General features: G+C 62.6%; 14 protein-coding genes. 9 read left to right on the top strand and 5 right to left on the bottom strand.

Annotated features, from left to right (window positions below):
- Window positions 1–134 precede the first annotated feature (134 nt).
- A complete protein-coding gene (gene aguA, locus J2Y83_RS00730) occupies window positions 135–1241 on the bottom strand; it encodes an agmatine deiminase (RefSeq protein ID WP_253392635.1) in 1107 nt (368 codons plus the stop codon).
- A 120-nt stretch (window positions 1242–1361) separates the two neighbouring features.
- Entirely contained in the window at window positions 1362–4271 is a 2910-nt protein-coding gene (locus J2Y83_RS00725; RefSeq protein WP_253392633.1) for an aminotransferase, read from the bottom strand.
- A gap of 154 nt (window positions 4272–4425) precedes the next feature.
- Here J2Y83_RS00725 and rfbB point away from each other — a divergent pair, with 154 nt between their 5' ends.
- From rfbB to J2Y83_RS00690, 7 genes are read left to right on the top strand one after another with little or no spacing between them, the layout of a single operon-like run.
- On the top strand, window positions 4426–5508 hold the full coding sequence (rfbB, locus tag J2Y83_RS00720; protein ID WP_253392631.1) for a dTDP-glucose 4,6-dehydratase: 1083 nt from the start codon (window positions 4426–4428) through the stop codon (window positions 5506–5508).
- On the top strand, window positions 5505–6380 hold the full coding sequence (gene rfbA / locus J2Y83_RS00715) for a glucose-1-phosphate thymidylyltransferase RfbA (protein ID WP_253392629.1): 876 nt from the start codon (window positions 5505–5507) through the stop codon (window positions 6378–6380). The genes rfbB and rfbA overlap by 4 nt, the downstream gene beginning before the upstream one ends.
- Complete coding sequence (gene rfbC / locus J2Y83_RS00710) at window positions 6377–6922, top strand: dTDP-4-dehydrorhamnose 3,5-epimerase (protein WP_247400195.1); 546 nt, start codon at window positions 6377–6379, stop codon at window positions 6920–6922. Before rfbA ends, rfbC begins: the two co-directional genes overlap by 4 nt.
- Entirely contained in the window at window positions 6919–7788 is an 870-nt protein-coding gene (gene rfbD, locus J2Y83_RS00705; protein WP_253392627.1) for a dTDP-4-dehydrorhamnose reductase, read from the top strand. The genes rfbC and rfbD overlap by 4 nt, the downstream gene beginning before the upstream one ends.
- Window positions 7789–7824: 36 nt before the next feature.
- Window positions 7825–9633: a sensor histidine kinase gene (locus tag J2Y83_RS00700; RefSeq protein ID WP_253392625.1), complete on the top strand. Its 1809-nt coding sequence runs from the start codon at window positions 7825–7827 to the stop codon at window positions 9631–9633.
- Window positions 9630–11015 carry a sigma-54-dependent transcriptional regulator gene (locus tag J2Y83_RS00695; RefSeq protein ID WP_253392623.1) on the top strand — a complete coding sequence of 462 codons (1386 nt, stop codon included), beginning with the start codon at window positions 9630–9632 and terminating at the stop codon, window positions 11013–11015. The genes J2Y83_RS00700 and J2Y83_RS00695 overlap by 4 nt, the downstream gene beginning before the upstream one ends.
- Before the next feature lie 26 nt (window positions 11016–11041).
- Window positions 11042–11497, top strand: coding sequence for a YiiD C-terminal domain-containing protein (locus tag J2Y83_RS00690; RefSeq protein WP_247404403.1), 456 nt, complete (start codon window positions 11042–11044; stop codon window positions 11495–11497).
- Between the two features lie 141 nt (window positions 11498–11638).
- On the opposite strand, the gene cysQ is transcribed toward J2Y83_RS00690, so the two are convergent.
- Together cysQ and nudE are read right to left on the bottom strand one after the other, a co-directional pair.
- Window positions 11639–12475 (bottom strand): 3'(2'),5'-bisphosphate nucleotidase CysQ, encoded by an 837-nt coding sequence (cysQ, locus tag J2Y83_RS00685; protein ID WP_253392621.1) that lies wholly within the window; start codon window positions 12473–12475, stop codon window positions 11639–11641.
- Window positions 12472–13038, bottom strand: coding sequence for an ADP compounds hydrolase NudE (nudE, locus tag J2Y83_RS00680; protein WP_247404398.1), 567 nt, complete (start codon window positions 13036–13038; stop codon window positions 12472–12474). Before nudE ends, cysQ begins: the two co-directional genes overlap by 4 nt.
- A gap of 87 nt (window positions 13039–13125) precedes the next feature.
- Between nudE and yrfG the strand changes: the two genes are divergently transcribed.
- Window positions 13126–13788 (top strand): GMP/IMP nucleotidase, encoded by a 663-nt coding sequence (gene yrfG / locus J2Y83_RS00675; RefSeq protein WP_253392619.1) that lies wholly within the window; start codon window positions 13126–13128, stop codon window positions 13786–13788.
- Between the two features lie 51 nt (window positions 13789–13839).
- On the opposite strand, the gene lysM is transcribed toward yrfG, so the two are convergent.
- Complete coding sequence (gene lysM, locus J2Y83_RS00670) at window positions 13840–14292, bottom strand: peptidoglycan-binding protein LysM (RefSeq protein WP_253392617.1); 453 nt, start codon at window positions 14290–14292, stop codon at window positions 13840–13842.
- Between the two features lie 132 nt (window positions 14293–14424).
- Here lysM and J2Y83_RS00665 point away from each other — a divergent pair, with 132 nt between their 5' ends.
- A complete protein-coding gene (locus J2Y83_RS00665) occupies window positions 14425–15312 on the top strand; it encodes a LysR family transcriptional regulator (protein WP_253392615.1) in 888 nt (295 codons plus the stop codon).
- Window positions 15313–15377 lie beyond the last annotated feature (65 nt).

Below are 15377 nucleotides of genomic sequence, written 5' to 3'. Positions count from 1 at the left end.
GAGCTATGCCAATGTGCCGTGTTTATAGGCAATCGGACACAAAAAAGCCCACGGCCTTACGGGGCCGCGGGCTTGCAGTGAACGCTAAAACCGGCTGGCGTCCGGTCGCCGTTCCGGCGTTGTTACAAGTGCACTCAACTTTTCTGCGGAGCAGGCTGTTGTTGGGTCAGGCAATGGATATTACCCCCACCCAGTAACAGTTCGCGGCCCGGCACCATCACCACTTCGTGCTGCGGGAACAGGTTCTGCAGGATTTCCCGGGCCTGGCTGTCCAGCGGGTCGTCGAAGCTCGGCGCGATGATGCCGCCGTTGACAATCAGGAAGTTGACGTAGGAACCGGCCAGACGCACGGAAGGATTGCGCTCCTGACTGCCGTCCACCGGGTCCACACCCGCGCACTCTTCCTCGGTGGCATAGAGCGGCCCCGGAATCGGCATTTTATGCACTGTGAACGAGCGTCCCTGGGCATCAGTGCTGCTTAGCAGCACGTCCATGGCCGCGTGGCAGCGGGAGTAGTTCGGGTCTTGCGGGTCGTCGGTCCAGGCCAGCAACACCTCGCCTGGGCGCACATAGCAGCAGAAGTTATCCACATGGCCGTCGGTTTCGTCGTTGAACAGACCGTCCGGCAACCAGATGATCTTATCCACAGCCAGGTTGGCGCTCAGCACAGCCTCGATGGCTGCGCGGTCGAGATGCGGGTTGCGATTGCGGTTGAGCAGGCATTCTTCTGTGGTGATCAGGGTGCCTTCGCCGTCGACGTGAATCGAACCGCCTTCCAGCACAAACCCTTCGGTGCGGTAGCGCGGCGCGCGTTCGATCTCGAGAATCTTGCCGCCGACCTGCGCGTCACGATTCCACGGTGCATACAGACCACCGTCAAAACCGCCCCAGGCGTTGAAATCCCAGTTCACGCCGCGCACTTCGCCACTGTTGTTGATCACGAAGGTCGGGCCGGTGTCACGCACCCAAGCGTCGTCGCTGGACATTTCCACCACCCGGATATTGGGCACATCCAAACGGGCGCGGGCGTTTTCGTATTGGCCGGCGGAAACCGCGACGGTGACCGGCTCAAAACGCGCGATGGCCTTGGCCACTGCCACGTGCGCGGCCTGTGCCGGCTTGCCACCCAGGCGCCAGTTGTCCGGGCGCTCGGGCCAGATCATCCAGGCCTGGGTCTGTGGCGCCCATTCGGCGGGCATATGAAAGCCATCGGCGCGAGGTGTGCTGTGCAGGGTGGTCATGGCAATCAGGGCTCCGAAAGGGTGAAAGCCGACTTTATAGCGGATAAAAATCGGCCTTAACAGCATCAAAAGAACATAGTCGAAAAATATGACAGCAAATAACCGATAACAATCGATTATTTACAGTTGTTCATCCAACACCTTCGACAGCATGTCGACAAAGAAGTCCACACTGCGTTTGGAAGTGACCATCGGCGGCTTGATCTTGAGAATGTTCAGGTAATCACCGGTCGGCTGCATGAAAATCCCCAGCTCACGCAAGCGGTCGCACAGCAGTGTGGTCTCTTCGGTCGCGGGTTCCAGGGTATGCCGGTCGCGCACCAGCTCCAGGCCCAGATAGAAGCCGGAGCCGTGAACGGCACCGACCAACGGGTGACGGTCGATCAGGGCTTCCAGGCGCGCCTTGAAATGCGCGCCGACCACTTGGGCGTTTTCCCAGAGCTTTTCTTCCTCCATCACATCCAGCACCGCCATGCCGATCCGGCAACTGACCGGGCTGCCCCCCGATGACGAGAAGAAATACCCCTCGGCCTCCAGCGCCTCGGCAATCTCCCGCCGGGTGATCACCGCCCCCAACGGCTGACCGTTGCCCATGCCCTTGGCCATGGTAATGATATCGGGCACCACGCCCTGCTCTTCAAAGCCCCAGAAGAAATGCCCCATGCGGCCATAACCCACCTGCACTTCATCGGCGATGCACACGCCGCCCTGGGCGCGCACCAACGCATACACCTGCTGCAAATAGCCCGGCGGCAGGGAGATTCCCCCGGCATTGCCATACACCGGCTCACAGATGAAGCCGGCCAATTGACGCTTGCTCGCGGCGATTTTCGCCAGGTTGTGTTCCACACTTCGCACGTAATCCGGCGCGCTGTCCTGCCCGCGGAACTCGCCGCGATAGGTATTGGGCGCGGTCACCGGATGCACCCACTCCGGACGACTGCTCAAGGCCTTGGGGTTGTCGGCAATCGACGTAGACACCGCATCCGCCGCCACCGACCAACCGTGGTAGGCCTCCAGCACACTGAGCATGTCGCGCCCGCCGCTGTAGGCCCAGGCCAGGCGGATCGCCAGGTCATTGGCCTCAGTGCCGCTGTTGACCAGGAAGACCCGATCCATGCCGTCCGGCGCCAGCGCCAGCAAACGCTCGGAGAATTCGGCAATCGCCGCATAGTGAAAGCGCGAGTTGGTGTTGAGCAGCGACCACTGCCGCGCAGCCACCGCCGCCATGCGGGGGTGACCATGGCCGAGCACGGCCACGTTGTTGAGCATGTCCAGATAGGAGCGGCCCTGCATGTCGATCAGGTGGTTGCGCCAGCCCCGTTCGATGCGCGGCGGGTCGACGTAATAGTGCTTCTGCGAGCGCGCGAAGCTGGCGTCGCGGCGCGCCAGCAGGGCTTCAGGGTCGAGCTCGGGTTCGGCATCGCAGGCCAGCCCCAGCAGCGTCGAAGGTGACGGGCATAGCGCTTGCCACGCCAATGCTCGGCTCGGCGTGCAGAACAACGGCGGTTCAAGATCGGCGCGGCACCATTGCACGGTCAGGGGGGCGTGGACCTCGCCCAGCATTTGCCCTTCCACCACCGTCGAACCCGCTTTCAACAGGGTTTTTACGCCCCACAACCGCAGGCTCAACGGGCCATTCTGCACCCACAACAGGCCATCGGCGCCGACATGCAGCGCCCCGGCGAAGGGCGCTTCCACCGCCGTGCCGTGGGGCAGGTGCAACTCGACATGCAGCGGGAGCGTCTGCGGCTCCGTGGCGCTGTCTGGGTTCGTGCGCGACAAACGGTATTGGCCGTAGCGACTGGCCGCCAGCCCGTGAACCGCCGCGGCCTCGTCCAGTAATCGCCGGTCAATCCCGGGATGCTCCCAATTGCCCGCCTCGAAGTGCGGGCTGAGCACCCCCAGGTCGATCAGCGCGAACTCACGCCCCACCAGCCCCGGCAAGAGCGGCGCGAACCCCTCGCTGGCGATCGGCGGCAGCGTCTGCCCGACACTGCACAGGATCGCCGCCTCCATCAATTCAAACGGCACCGACGTCGCAACGTGGAAAATTTCCCACTCATGCTCGGCGTTTTTCAACAGGTAGTCATTATCGGGATCAAGGCGTTGCTGCTGTTCGCTGCTGAGTACCAGCACCGCCGCACGGGCGACGATCAGCGGCCACAGCGCCTGTAATTCTGCGCGTTGCAAAGGCGTAACGGCGTGACAAGCCTGGATTGCGGGCAGGACGGCAAAGGGATCGCCCTGGGCATGGTGCAACAGGGCGGCACAGGTCACCGACAGGTCGGCGATGCGCCAGGTATGCACCAGATCGCCGAAATCGATCACCCCCTGGACCTGCCAATGGCGCAGGGCATCGCGCTGCCAGACCACATTGTCATCGGTGATGTCCATGTGTACCGCTTGCCACGGCAAGTGATCCGCCAGGGGCCGAATGCGCGTACCGACTTGCTCGGCCACTTGCGCCAATGCAGCACGGTGGGGCAAGTCTGGCAGGGTCGCCAGCAGGTGGCTGATCAGTTCCTGAGCGTGGCGCGGGTCCCATTGCAGGGTCCGCTCCAGGCCTGGGTGGGTGAAATCGGCCAGCGCCTGGCTCATCCGCCCGCACAATTCACCGAAGCCTGCGATGACCTCGCGGCCCACGTGAGGCAGGTGGATCAAGGGTTGGCCGTCGATGTAATCCAACAGCCGCAGGTGCAGGGTTTGCCCGTCGACAGTCACGGTCAGCAGGTCTTCACCGGTCAGGGCCTTGATGACCCGGGGAACGCGCAACCTGTCCTGTGTCTGCAACGTGCGGAGCGCGGCGTGCTGGGCGTGCAGTTCAACAGCGGCGTAGTCGCCCAGGCAGATTTTCAGCACAAACCGGCCCCGGTCGCTGTCGACTCTGTAGTTGAGGTCTTGCTGGCTGCCCAGGGACCGTAAGGTGCCCGTGAGGCCGTAATGCTGCTCAAGTAACCGTACCGCCTGGTCTGGCCCCACTTGTGGGCAGGGCAGGCTGGTGCGATGGATCAACGTGGCGAGCAACATGATGTGGACCTCTGTTTTTATCAGGCGTTTATATCGCCATTGTTGATGGGGGTTAGGCAACCCCCCCGACGTGCCGCGCTTGCACAGATCCGCCTCACAACTCAAGCTATGCTCCATCCGCTTAACGTCCGTCCAAGGAAAAGGCCCTCCGAACATGCGCATTCTTGTCACTGGCGGCGCTGGTTTCATCGGCTCTGCCCTGATCCGCCACCTGATTCAACACACCGAGCACGAAGTGCTCAACCTGGACAAACTGACCTACGCCGGCAACCTGGAGTCGCTGACCAGCATCGCCTCCAACAGCCGCTACGAGTTCGTCCAGGCCGATATCGTCGACCAGGCCACCGTCAGCGCTGTACTCGCGCGCTTCGAGCCCCAGGCGATCATGCACCTGGCCGCCGAGTCCCATGTCGACCGCTCCATCGACGGCCCGTCGGATTTCATCCAGACCAACATCGTTGGCACCTACAGCCTGCTGGAAGCCGCCCGCGCCTATTGGCAGACGCTCGCAGAGCCGGCCAGGAGCGCGTTCCGCTTCCACCACATCTCCACCGACGAGGTGTACGGCGACCTGCATGGCGTGGATGATCTGTTCACGGAAACCACGCCCTATGCACCCAGCTCGCCCTACTCGGCCAGCAAGGCCGCGTCCGACCACCTGGTCCGCGCCTGGCAGCGCACGTATGGCCTGCCGGTATTGCTGACCAACTGCTCGAACAATTACGGGCCGTTTCATTTCCCCGAGAAGCTGATCCCACTGGTGATCCTCAACGCCCTCGCCGGCAAGCCGTTGCCAGTGTATGGCGATGGCTTGCAAGTCCGCGACTGGCTGTTCGTCGAAGACCACGCCCGTGCGCTGCTCAAGGTGGTGACCGAAGGCGTGGTCGGTGAGACCTACAACATCGGCGGCCATAACGAGCAGAAGAATATCGACGTGGTGCGCAGCATCTGCGCCCTGCTGGAAGAGCTGGCGCCGCAACGCCCGGCCGGTATCGCGCACTTCACCGACCTGATCACCTTCGTCAAGGACCGCCCCGGCCACGACCAGCGCTACGCCATCGATGCCAGCAAGATCGAACGCGAGTTGGGCTGGGTCCCGCAAGAAACCTTTGAAACCGGGCTGCGCAAAACCGTGCAGTGGTACCTCGATAACCTGCAATGGTGCCGCAGGGTCCAGGACGGCAGTTATCAGGGCCAACGATTGGGCAATACCGACATGAAGGATCTGATTGCATGATTAAGGGAATCGTATTGGCCGGCGGCTCCGGCACCCGTTTGCACCCCATCACCCTGGGCGTGTCCAAGCAACTGTTGCCGGTGTATGACAAGCCGATGATCTACTACCCGATCTCGGTGCTGATGCTCGCCGGAATCAAGGACATCCTGGTGATTTCCACACCGATGGACTTGCCGCAGTATCGCAACCTGCTGGGGGATGGCAGCCAGTTTGGCGTGCGTTTCAGCTATGCCGAGCAGCCGTCTCCAGACGGTTTGGCTCAAGCCTTCATCATTGGCGAAGAGTTCATCGGCGACGACCCCGTGTGCCTGATTCTGGGCGACAACATTTTTCACGGCCAACACTTCGGTGATCAACTGCGCACCGCCGCCAAACGCCCGTCAGGTGCCACCGTGTTCGGCTATTGGGTCAAAGACCCAGAGCGTTTCGGCGTAATCGACTTCGACAAGGAGGGCCGTGCCCTGTCTATCGAAGAGAAGCCGGCGAAGCCGAAATCCAGCTATGCCGTGACCGGCCTGTATTTCTACGACAACGACGTGGTCAAGATCGCCAAGGCGGTCAAGCCTTCGCCCCGTGGCGAACTGGAGATCACCGACGTGAACAACGCTTACCTCAAGCGCGGCGACCTGCATGTGGAGCGTTTTGGACGTGGCTTCGCCTGGCTCGACACCGGCACCCACGACAGCCTGCTCGAAGCCTCGACCTATGTGCAGACCATTGAGCACCGTCAAGGACTGAAAGTAGCCTGCCTTGAAGAGATCGCTTACGAGAATGGCTGGATCGATCGTGACCATCTTCTGGAACGTGCCAAGTACTTCGGCAAAACCGGTTATGGTCAATATTTGTACACGCTCGCCGGGGATACTGAATGAATGTAACCGCCACTGAGTTGCCCGGCGTATTGATCATCGAGCCGAAGGTTTTTGGCGATGAGCGCGGCTTTTTCTACGAGAGCTTCAACGCCAGGGACTTTGCCCAGGCCACAGGGCTTCAAACGCAATTTGTGCAGGACAACCACTCGCGCTCGCAAAAAGGCGTGCTGCGGGGCTTGCATTATCAGCTTGAACATACCCAGGGCAAACTGGTGCGTGTCATCGCCGGCGAAGTGCTGGACGTAGCCGTCGACATTCGCCGCAGCTCACCGAACTTCGGTCAATGGGTCGGCGTGCGCCTGTCGGCGCAGAACAACCGCCAACTGTGGGTGCCGGAAGGCTTCGCCCATGGTTTCGTGGTGTTGAGCGACTACGCAGAATTCCTCTACAAGACCACCGACTACTACCAGCCGAGCGCCGAGCGCAGCATCCTCTGGAATGACCCCACACTGGCCATCGACTGGGAGCTGACCGAACCGCCGCAACTGTCCGCCAAGGATCAGGCCGGCAAACTGCTGATGGACGCCGACCTGTTCCCATGAAGATCCTGATCACCGGCCAACACGGCCAACTCTCCCAAGCGCTGCAACAACGGCTCCAGGGCCTGGGCGAACTCATCGTGCTGGGCCGCGACAGGCTGGACCTGGCCCACGTCGACCAGATCCGCGCGCAAGTGCGCGCCCATCGCCCCGACCTGATCATCAACGCCGCGGCCCACACTGCGGTCGATCAGGCCGAAAGCGAACCGGACGCGGCCTTCGCGGTCAACGCCACCGCGCCCGGCGTCCTCGCCGAAGAAGCCAAGGCCTTGGGCGTACCGCTGATCCATTACTCCACCGACTACGTGTTCGACGGCAGTAAACCTGCGCCTTACACCGAAGCCGACACCCCCAACCCGTTGGGCGTCTACGGCAAGAGCAAGCTCGCCGGTGAGCAGGCGATCGCGGCCGTGGGGGGCGAATACCTGATCCTGCGCACCAGTTGGGTCTACTCCCTTCACGGCAAGAACTTCCTGCTGACCATGCAGCGCCTGCTGCAAGAAAAACCGCAGATGCGCATCGTCGCCGACCAGATCGGCGCGCCGACCTGGGCCGGCACCATCGCCAACAGTACCCGCGCGTTGATCGAGCGCTGGCAGGCAGGCCAGGCGGGCGACTGGGGTGTCTATCACCTGACTGCCCAAGGCGAAACGTCGTGGTTCGGCTTCGCCCAGGCGATTGGCGAACACCTGCGCGCCGCAGGCAAACCCTGCGCCGAATTGGAAGCGATCCCGTCCAGCGCCTACCCGACGCCGGCCAAGCGCCCATTGAACTCGCGCCTCGATTGCCGCCGCCTGCAACAGCAGTGGCAGGTCAGCCAGCCGTCGTGGCAAGACGCATTGCGCGAGTGTCTTGCACACCAGCACTAGGCATAATGCGCCTGTACCCTCAGGCGCATGACCCCCATGACCCCATCTCTCCCGCGAAGACCCCGCTGGCGCAGCCTCGCCCTGTTGGCGTTGTGCCTGGCGCCGCTGCTGTGGCCGCTGGAGCACCTGGCCGAGCGCTACTATCGCAGCGAGCTGGCCGGGCAGAACCGTCAGACCCTCGACCTGTACGTCGCCAACCTGCTGGGCACCCTGCATCGCTATGAAGTGCTGCCGCAGATCCTCGGTGATTTGCCAGCCCTGCGCACCGCGCTGGCGGCACCGCAGGTCAGCACCAACCTGGCCAACGCCAACCTGTTGCTCAAGGACGTCGCCGCCCAGGCCGGGGTCGAAGTGATGTACCTGATGGACACCACCGGCAAGACCCTCGCCGCGTCCAACTGGGACAAGCAAGACAGCTTCGTCGGGCGCAATTTCTCGTTCCGCCCTTATTTCAGCGAAGCCATGGCCGGGCGCCTGGGGCGGTTCTTCGGCCTGGGCACCACCTCGGCCAAACGCGGTTACTTCTTCGCTGCCGCAGTGCGCGATGGCGAGAAAATCATCGGCGTGCTGGTGGTCAAGGTCGACCTGGACCACACCGAAAGCCTGTGGGGCAACACCCCGGAGCAACTGCTGGTCACCGACCACAACGGCGTCGTGATCCTGACCTCGCGCCCGCAATGGCGATTCCGCGCCACCCGGCCACTGACGGCCGAAGAGCACCAGGCGATTATCGCCATCCAGCCCTACCCCACCCGCGATCCGCAACCGCTGGTCTTGAGCCCGACGGCGTGGTTACGCCAATCCACGGCCATCGCCGAAACCGGCTGGAACGTAGAGATCCTCGCGCCACAATCGTTGATCAACCGTCCGGTGCGCACCGTGGTTGCGGTGGGCGGCGCCACGCTGTTGGTGCTGATGTTGCTGCTGGGCCTGATGATGCAGCGCCGTCGGCACTACCTGGACCGCATCGCCTTCGAAGCCAAGGCCCGGCGCGAGTTGGAGAGGCGCGTGGCCGAGCGCACCAGCGACCTGGAAGGCCTCAACCGGCGCCTGAAACAGGAAGTGCTGGAGCGCGAACACGCCCAGCAGGAACTGGTGCGCGCCCAGGATGACCTGGTGCAGGCGGGCAAATTGTCGGCGCTGGGCACCATGTCGGCGAGTATCAGCCACGAGCTCAATCAGCCCCTGGCGGCGATTCGCAGTTATGCGGAAAACGCCGAAATCCTGCTCGACCATGAGCGCACCAACGATGCCCGCGGCAATCTCAAGCTGATCAGCGAACTGACCGGGCGCATGGCCTCGATCATCGCCCACTTGCGCGCTTTCGCTCGGCGCGATCGGCATGCGCCGGAAAGCGTCGCCCTGCAACCGGCGCTGGACGACGCGCTGGCGTTGCTGGCCAAGCGGCGGCGCGCGATGGAAGTCGAGTTGATCCGTGACTTGCCCGAGGCCACCCTGTGGGTCGAGGCTGGTGAAACCCGCCTGCGCCAGGTGCTGGGCAACTTGCTGGCCAATGCCCTCGACGCCCTCACCGAGAAAGGCCCACCGCGCAAACTCTGGCTGAGTGCCGAAACCACCGAACAGGGCGTCAACCTGTACATTCGCGACAACGGCCCGGGGTTTTGCATGGAAGCCCTGGGCCGCGCCAGCGAACCGTTCTACACCACCAAGACCCGCACCCAGGGCCTCGGGCTGGGCCTGGCGATCTGTGACACCTTGATGCGTGCCTTTGGTGGCGAACTGCTGTTTGCCAACCACAAGCAAGGCGGCGCGCTGTTAACCTTGAAATTGCGTGCCGGCGCGCCGGGCGTCAGTCTGCAACCGTCCGAGGACCGCAGTGTATGAGTATCGATAACCAGATCCAGGTAGTGTTAATCGACGACGATCCACACTTGCGTCAGGCCCTGTGCCAGACCCTGGACCTGGCCGGGCTGAAAGTCTTGCCCCTGGGCGAAGCCAGCGGCCTCACCGCGCGCCTGTCGCGGGATTGGCCGGGCGTGGTGGTCAGCGATATCCGCATGCCCGGCATGGACGGTCTGGAGTTGCTGGCTGACCTGCACGGCCAGGACCCGGACCTGCCGGTGCTGCTGATCACCGGCCACGGCGATGTGCCGCTGGCGGTACAGGCCATGCGTGCCGGGGCCTATGACTTCCTTGAAAAGCCGTTCGCCAGCGATGCCCTGCTCGACAGCGTGCGTCGCGCCCTGGCCCTGCGCCAGCTGGTGCTGGATAACCGCAGCCTGCGCCTGGCCCTTAGTGATCGCCAGCAATTGAGCTCGCGCCTGGTCGGGCATTCCCCGCAAATGTTGCGCCTGCGTGAGCAGATCGGCGCGCTGGCGGCAACCAAGGCCGATGTGCTGATTCTCGGCGAAACCGGCGCCGGCAAAGAGGTAGTCGCCCGCGCACTGCACGATTTGTCGAGCCGACGCAGTGGGCCTTTCGTGGCGATCAACGCCGGGGCGCTCGCTGAGTCGGTGGTCGAAAGTGAGCTGTTCGGCCACGAGCCAGGCGCCTTTACCGGCGCGCAAAAACGCCGCATCGGCAAATTCGAATTCGCCAACGGCGGCACGCTGTTCCTCGATGAAATCGAAAGCATGAGCCTGGATGTGCAGGTCAAGCTGCTGCGCCTGCTGCAGGAGCGCGTGGTCGAGCGCCTGGGCGGCAATCAACTGATCCCGCTGGATATCCGCATCATCGCCGCCACCAAGGAAGACCTGCGCCAGTCCGCCGACCAGGGCCGCTTCCGCGCCGACTTGTACTACCGCCTCAACGTCGCACCGTTACGCATTCCGCCGCTGCGCGAGCGCGGTGAAGATGCATTGATGCTGTTCCAGCACTTTGCCGACGAAGCCAGCAGCCGCCATGGTCTGCCGCTGCACGAACTGCAGCCGGGCCAGCGTGCGTTGCTGCTGCGCCACAATTGGCCGGGCAATGTGCGCGAATTGCAGAACGCCGCCGAGCGCTTCGCCCTGGGCCTGGAGTTGGCGCTGGACAACACCCCGGACAACCCCTGCGCCGGCGTGCTGACCTCCACCCCCGGCGGCCTGAGCGAACAAGTCGAACAGTTCGAAAAAAGCCTGATCGCCGCCGAACTGACCCGCCCGCACAGCTCCCTGCGCAGCCTCGCCGAAGCCCTCGGCGTACCGCGTAAAACCCTGCACGACAAACTGCGCAAGCACGGCCTCAACTTTGCCGACAGCGCCAGCCACAGCAGCGACGAAGAATGACCCACCCTACCCACCAAGAGGCCGCCATGAGCCGCGACAGCCGTTACCTGGAATCCATCCTCCACCACGACATTCCCCTCACCCGGGAAATGGGCCTCAAGGTGCTCGACTGGCAGCACGGCCAACTGCAATTGCACTTGCCCTTGCAAGCCAATATCAACCACAAGAGCACCATGTTCGGCGGCAGCCTCTATTGCGGCGCCGTATTAGCGGGTTGGGGCTGGCTGCATTTGCAACTGCGCGAAGAAGGTGTTGAAGACGGGCATATCGTGATCCAGGAAGGGCAGATCAGTTATCCGCTGCCGGTCACACGAGACGCGACCGTGGTCTGCCAGGCGCCGGAGGAGAAGGTGTGGAAGCGCTTTGTGGCGACGTACAAGCGACACGGCCGCGCGCGGTTGACGCTGGAGACTTGGATTGTGAATGACGGCAGTGACGAGCGCGCAGTGGCGTTTAGCGGCCAGTACGTCCTGCACCGCTAGCCGCCACGCTACAAAAACAAGTGGGAGGGGCGGTGCGACGATTCGACTTGCTCCCGATGGCGGGGTATCAGTCGGTACATCTGTGACTGAACCACCGTCATCGGGAGCAAGCTCCCTCCCACATTTTGATCTGCTGAGGCCTTAAGAACGGGCCAGGGTCAGCAAGCGTTCACGCCACGCGGCCTTGGCGGGCAACGCCAAAAAGAACGGGTTCAGCAAGGATTCCCGCGCCGGATAGCTGAACGGCTCGCCGCTCAATTCCAGCACTTCACCGCCCGCGCCTTCGAGCACGCCCTGGGCTGCGGCGGTATCCCACTGGGATGTCGGCGCCAGGCGCGGGTAGCAATCGGCGCTGCCTTCGGCCAACAGGCAAAACTTCAACGAGCTGCCGATATTCGCCAGCTTCAGCTCGCCCAACCCGTCGCTCAAACCCTTGAGCAAACGCTCCTGCTCAGGGCTGCTGTGCCGACGACTGGCAACCACGGTAAACGCCTCGCCGGCGGCCGGGGCCTGGCGCACCTGGATCGGCCTCGGCGCTTCATTCACATCCGAACGCCACGCCCCCAGGCCCGCGCCGCCAAAGTAGCAGCGGCCGCTGGTGGGCATCGACACCACGCCAAACACTACGCGGCCCTGTTCGATCAAGGCGACGTTGACGGTGAATTCCTCGCTGCCAGAAATAAACTCCTTGGTGCCATCCAACGGGTCCACCAACCACCAGCGCTGCCAGCCGGCGCGCACGCCCTGGTCGATATCGGCGTCTTCTTCGGAAAGCACCGGGATGCTCGGGTCAAGAGCGGTAAGGCCGGCGAGAATCAGATGATGAGCGGCAAGGTCCGCCGCTGTCACAGGTGAATCATCGGACTTGGACGTCACCGCCACGTTGGCACGCCAGTACGGCATGATGACTTCACCGGCCTGGCGGGCCAGTTCGATCACCGGGGCTATAAAAGGATGGCCTAGAAACAGTTCGCTCATGCGCTGAACGCTCCACGCTGGGTCAACAGGTCTCGTACCAGGTACAGCGCGGCCAGGGCACGGCCTTCGCTGAACTGCTCGTTTTGCGCCAGTTGCGACAGCTCGCGCAGGTTGACCCTGTCTACACGCATCGGCTCGGGTTCATCGCCTTCCAGGCGTTCTTCATACAGATCGGTGGCCAGTACCACCTGGATTTTCTGGCTCATGTAGCCAGGCGACAGCGAAAGCTCGGTGAGGTGCTCCAACTGGCGTGCGCCATAGCCGGCTTCTTCCTTGAGTTCGCGGTCTGCCGCCGCCAACACATCCTCGCCCGGCTCGATCAGGCCCTTGGGCAAGGAAATCTCATAGGCGTCGGTCCCGCCACAGTACTCTTCCACCAGCAACGCGTGGTCGGCGTCAATCATCGCCACGATCATCACCGCGCCGTAGCCGGCACCGCGCCCCACCAGACGCTCGTAGGTCCGTTCAACGCCATTGGAAAAGCGCAGCTGCACTTCCTCCACGCGGAACAAACGGCTACTGGCGACTATTTCGCGGGCGAGGACGGTGGGTTTCTGGCGCATAAGCGGCTCCTTGGCGTGATCGGGTTACTATACCGTGGCTTTTCCGATTGTCTGTGTCGGATATCTTTACTTACATGAGAACGCCCCATGCCCTCTTTGCCCTGGCACGCCATCGACACTGTCCTGCTGGACATGGACGGCACCCTGCTCGACCTGCATTACGACAACCACTTCTGGATGGAGCACCTGCCCCAACGCTACGCCGAATTGCACGGGGTAAGCCGGGCGATGGCCGAGATGGAGTTGCAGCCGCTGTTCGAGCGTAACGCTGGCCAGTTGCAATGGTATTGCCTGGATTTCTGGAGTGCAGAGCTGAAGATCCCAGTGCGCGAACTCAAGCTGGAAACCGCCCACTTGATCGCGCTGCGCCCGGATGCGGACACCTTTCTGGCCGCGCTCAGACAGGCTGGCAAGCGCGTGATCCTGATCACCAACGCGCATCGTGATTCGCTGTCATTGAAGATGGAACGCATCGAGCTGGCGTCGTATTTCGAGCGGATGATCAGTTCTCACGACTACGGTTTCGCCAAGGAAAACCCGCAGTTCTGGGACGCCCTGCAAGTCGACATCGACTTCGACCCGGCGCGCAGCCTGTTCATCGACGACACCTTGCCGATCCTGCGCAGCGCCCAGGCGTTTGGCGTGGGCCATTTGCTGGCGGTGAAAGAGCCGGACAGCAAAAAAGGGCCGAAGGACACCGGAGAATTTGCCGCAGTCGAGGATTACCGGGAGCTTATTGTCGGACTCTGAACCCATGTGGGAGGGGGCAAGCCGAATCGTCGCACCGCCCCTCCCACATTTTTACTTGGACTGCTCAGGAATACGCAGTGTCTGCCCTGGGTAGATCTTGTCCGGGCTCGACAACATCGGCTTGTTGGCCTCGAAGATCTTGTTGTACAGATTGGCGTTGCCATACACCGCCAGGGAAATCGCGCTGAGGGTGTCGCCCTTTTTCACCACGACAAAACGCGCCGTCGCACCCGAGCTGGGGTTGGTGACCTTGATCTGGTCATCCACACTCGCAACCCCGGCAATATTGCCCAGCGCCAGCAGGATCTTCTCTTTCTCTTCCTGGCTGGCCACTTCACCGGTTACGGTCACCTTGTCGCCGTCAACCGTGGTCTGTACGTTCGGACTACCCAGACCGACCTTGGCCACATGCGCCTTCAACTGCTCACTGGCGTTCGCATTACCCGGCGTCAACAGATCGATCAACTTCTCGCCGGCTTCCTTTACAAAGCTGAAAATACTCATGCTGCTCTCTCCTTGGGGGTTAAGTTCCAGATGCCAAAGACTAGACCAGTCTTACAGAACCGGGTTCCAACCCGGCCAAAGATCCAAACGCGCTAGAATCCCCCCGCCATTGGAATAAGCCCTGGAGCGAAGATGGACATCAAGCAGCTGAAATTCCTCATCGCCCTCGACGAGACGCGCCACTTCGGCCAGGCGGCTGCGCGTTGCCATATCACCCAGCCGACCCTATCGATGCGCCTGCGCAGCCTCGAAGAAGAACTCGATCTGCCACTGGTCAACCGTGGCCAGCGCTTCGAAGGCTTCACCGCCCCGGGGGAGCGCGTGCTGGCCTGGGCGCGCACGGTGCTGGCGGCGTATGACGGCCTGCTGGCCGAAGCCGCCGCCTGCCGCGGCAACCTGGTGGGGACGTTGCGTTTGGGCGTGGTGCCGCTGTCGAGTTTCGATCCGTTGGCGCTGATGCAACAACTGCACACAGAACACCCGAGCCTGCGCTTTGAGCTGTCGGCACTCAGCTCCGAACAAATCCTCGAACAGTTGGCGAGCAATCGCCTGGACCTCGGCGTGTCGTACCTCGACCGCCTGGACAACGAGCGCTTCGACTCCCTGGCCCTCGGAGAAACCCGCATGGGCCTGCTGTACGACCAACGCTACTTCAGCTTCGGCGAAAAGCCCCTGAGCTGGGAGGCACTGATCGAACTGCCCCTGGGCATGCTCACCAGCGGCATGCACTTCCGTCAGTCCATCGATCACAACTTCCATAGCCGAGGCCTGCAGCCGCAGCCGTTGTTGCAGACCGATGCGGTCCATCAGTTGTTACAAGCTGTCCACGGCGGGCTGTGCTGTGCGGTGATGCCCTTGGACGGCGGCCTGGACGCCCTGACCGAGCATTTGCGCCTGCAACCGATTGAAGACGCCCACACCCTGGCCCGCCTGGGGTTGATCATGCGACGCAGCGCCCCGCGCTCAGCCTTGGCGGAAGCATGTTTCGCGCTGTTTCAGAAATCGCAGGCAGAGTCTTGATCGACGTCATCTATCGGCAGATCAGTACTGGCAATTAGACGCGACGCTTTGTCGCGCCTAGTCTA

It is taken from the genome of Pseudomonas marginalis (genome assembly GCF_024169655.1).
Taxonomy (GTDB): domain Bacteria; phylum Pseudomonadota; class Gammaproteobacteria; order Pseudomonadales; family Pseudomonadaceae; genus Aquipseudomonas; species Aquipseudomonas paraveronii.
The sequence above is the reverse complement of the archived record's forward strand: the minus strand, read 5'-3'. Positions and strand labels throughout refer to the sequence as shown.

Coding starts and splice junctions, on each gene's coding strand:
- rfbB (WP_253392631.1), top strand. CDS start 4,426: ATGCGCATTCTTGTCACTGGCGGCGCTGGTTTCATCGGCTCTGCCCTG.
- J2Y83_RS00690 (WP_247404403.1), top strand. CDS start 11,042: ATGAGCCGCGACAGCCGTTACCTGGAATCCATCCTCCACCACGACATT.
- J2Y83_RS00665 (WP_253392615.1), top strand. CDS start 14,425: ATGGACATCAAGCAGCTGAAATTCCTCATCGCCCTCGACGAGACGCGC.
- rfbD (WP_253392627.1), top strand. CDS start 6,919: ATGAAGATCCTGATCACCGGCCAACACGGCCAACTCTCCCAAGCGCTG.
- cysQ (WP_253392621.1), bottom strand. CDS start 12,475: ATGAGCGAACTGTTTCTAGGCCATCCTTTTATAGCCCCGGTGATCGAA.
- lysM (WP_253392617.1), bottom strand. CDS start 14,292: ATGAGTATTTTCAGCTTTGTAAAGGAAGCCGGCGAGAAGTTGATCGAT.
- aguA (WP_253392635.1), bottom strand. CDS start 1,241: ATGACCACCCTGCACAGCACACCTCGCGCCGATGGCTTTCATATGCCC.
- J2Y83_RS00725 (WP_253392633.1), bottom strand. CDS start 4,271: ATGTTGCTCGCCACGTTGATCCATCGCACCAGCCTGCCCTGCCCACAA.
- rfbA (WP_253392629.1), top strand. CDS start 5,505: ATGATTAAGGGAATCGTATTGGCCGGCGGCTCCGGCACCCGTTTGCAC.
- J2Y83_RS00700 (WP_253392625.1), top strand. CDS start 7,825: ATGACCCCATCTCTCCCGCGAAGACCCCGCTGGCGCAGCCTCGCCCTG.
- nudE (WP_247404398.1), bottom strand. CDS start 13,038: ATGCGCCAGAAACCCACCGTCCTCGCCCGCGAAATAGTCGCCAGTAGC.
- J2Y83_RS00695 (WP_253392623.1), top strand. CDS start 9,630: ATGAGTATCGATAACCAGATCCAGGTAGTGTTAATCGACGACGATCCA.
- yrfG (WP_253392619.1), top strand. CDS start 13,126: ATGCCCTCTTTGCCCTGGCACGCCATCGACACTGTCCTGCTGGACATG.
- rfbC (WP_247400195.1), top strand. CDS start 6,377: ATGAATGTAACCGCCACTGAGTTGCCCGGCGTATTGATCATCGAGCCG.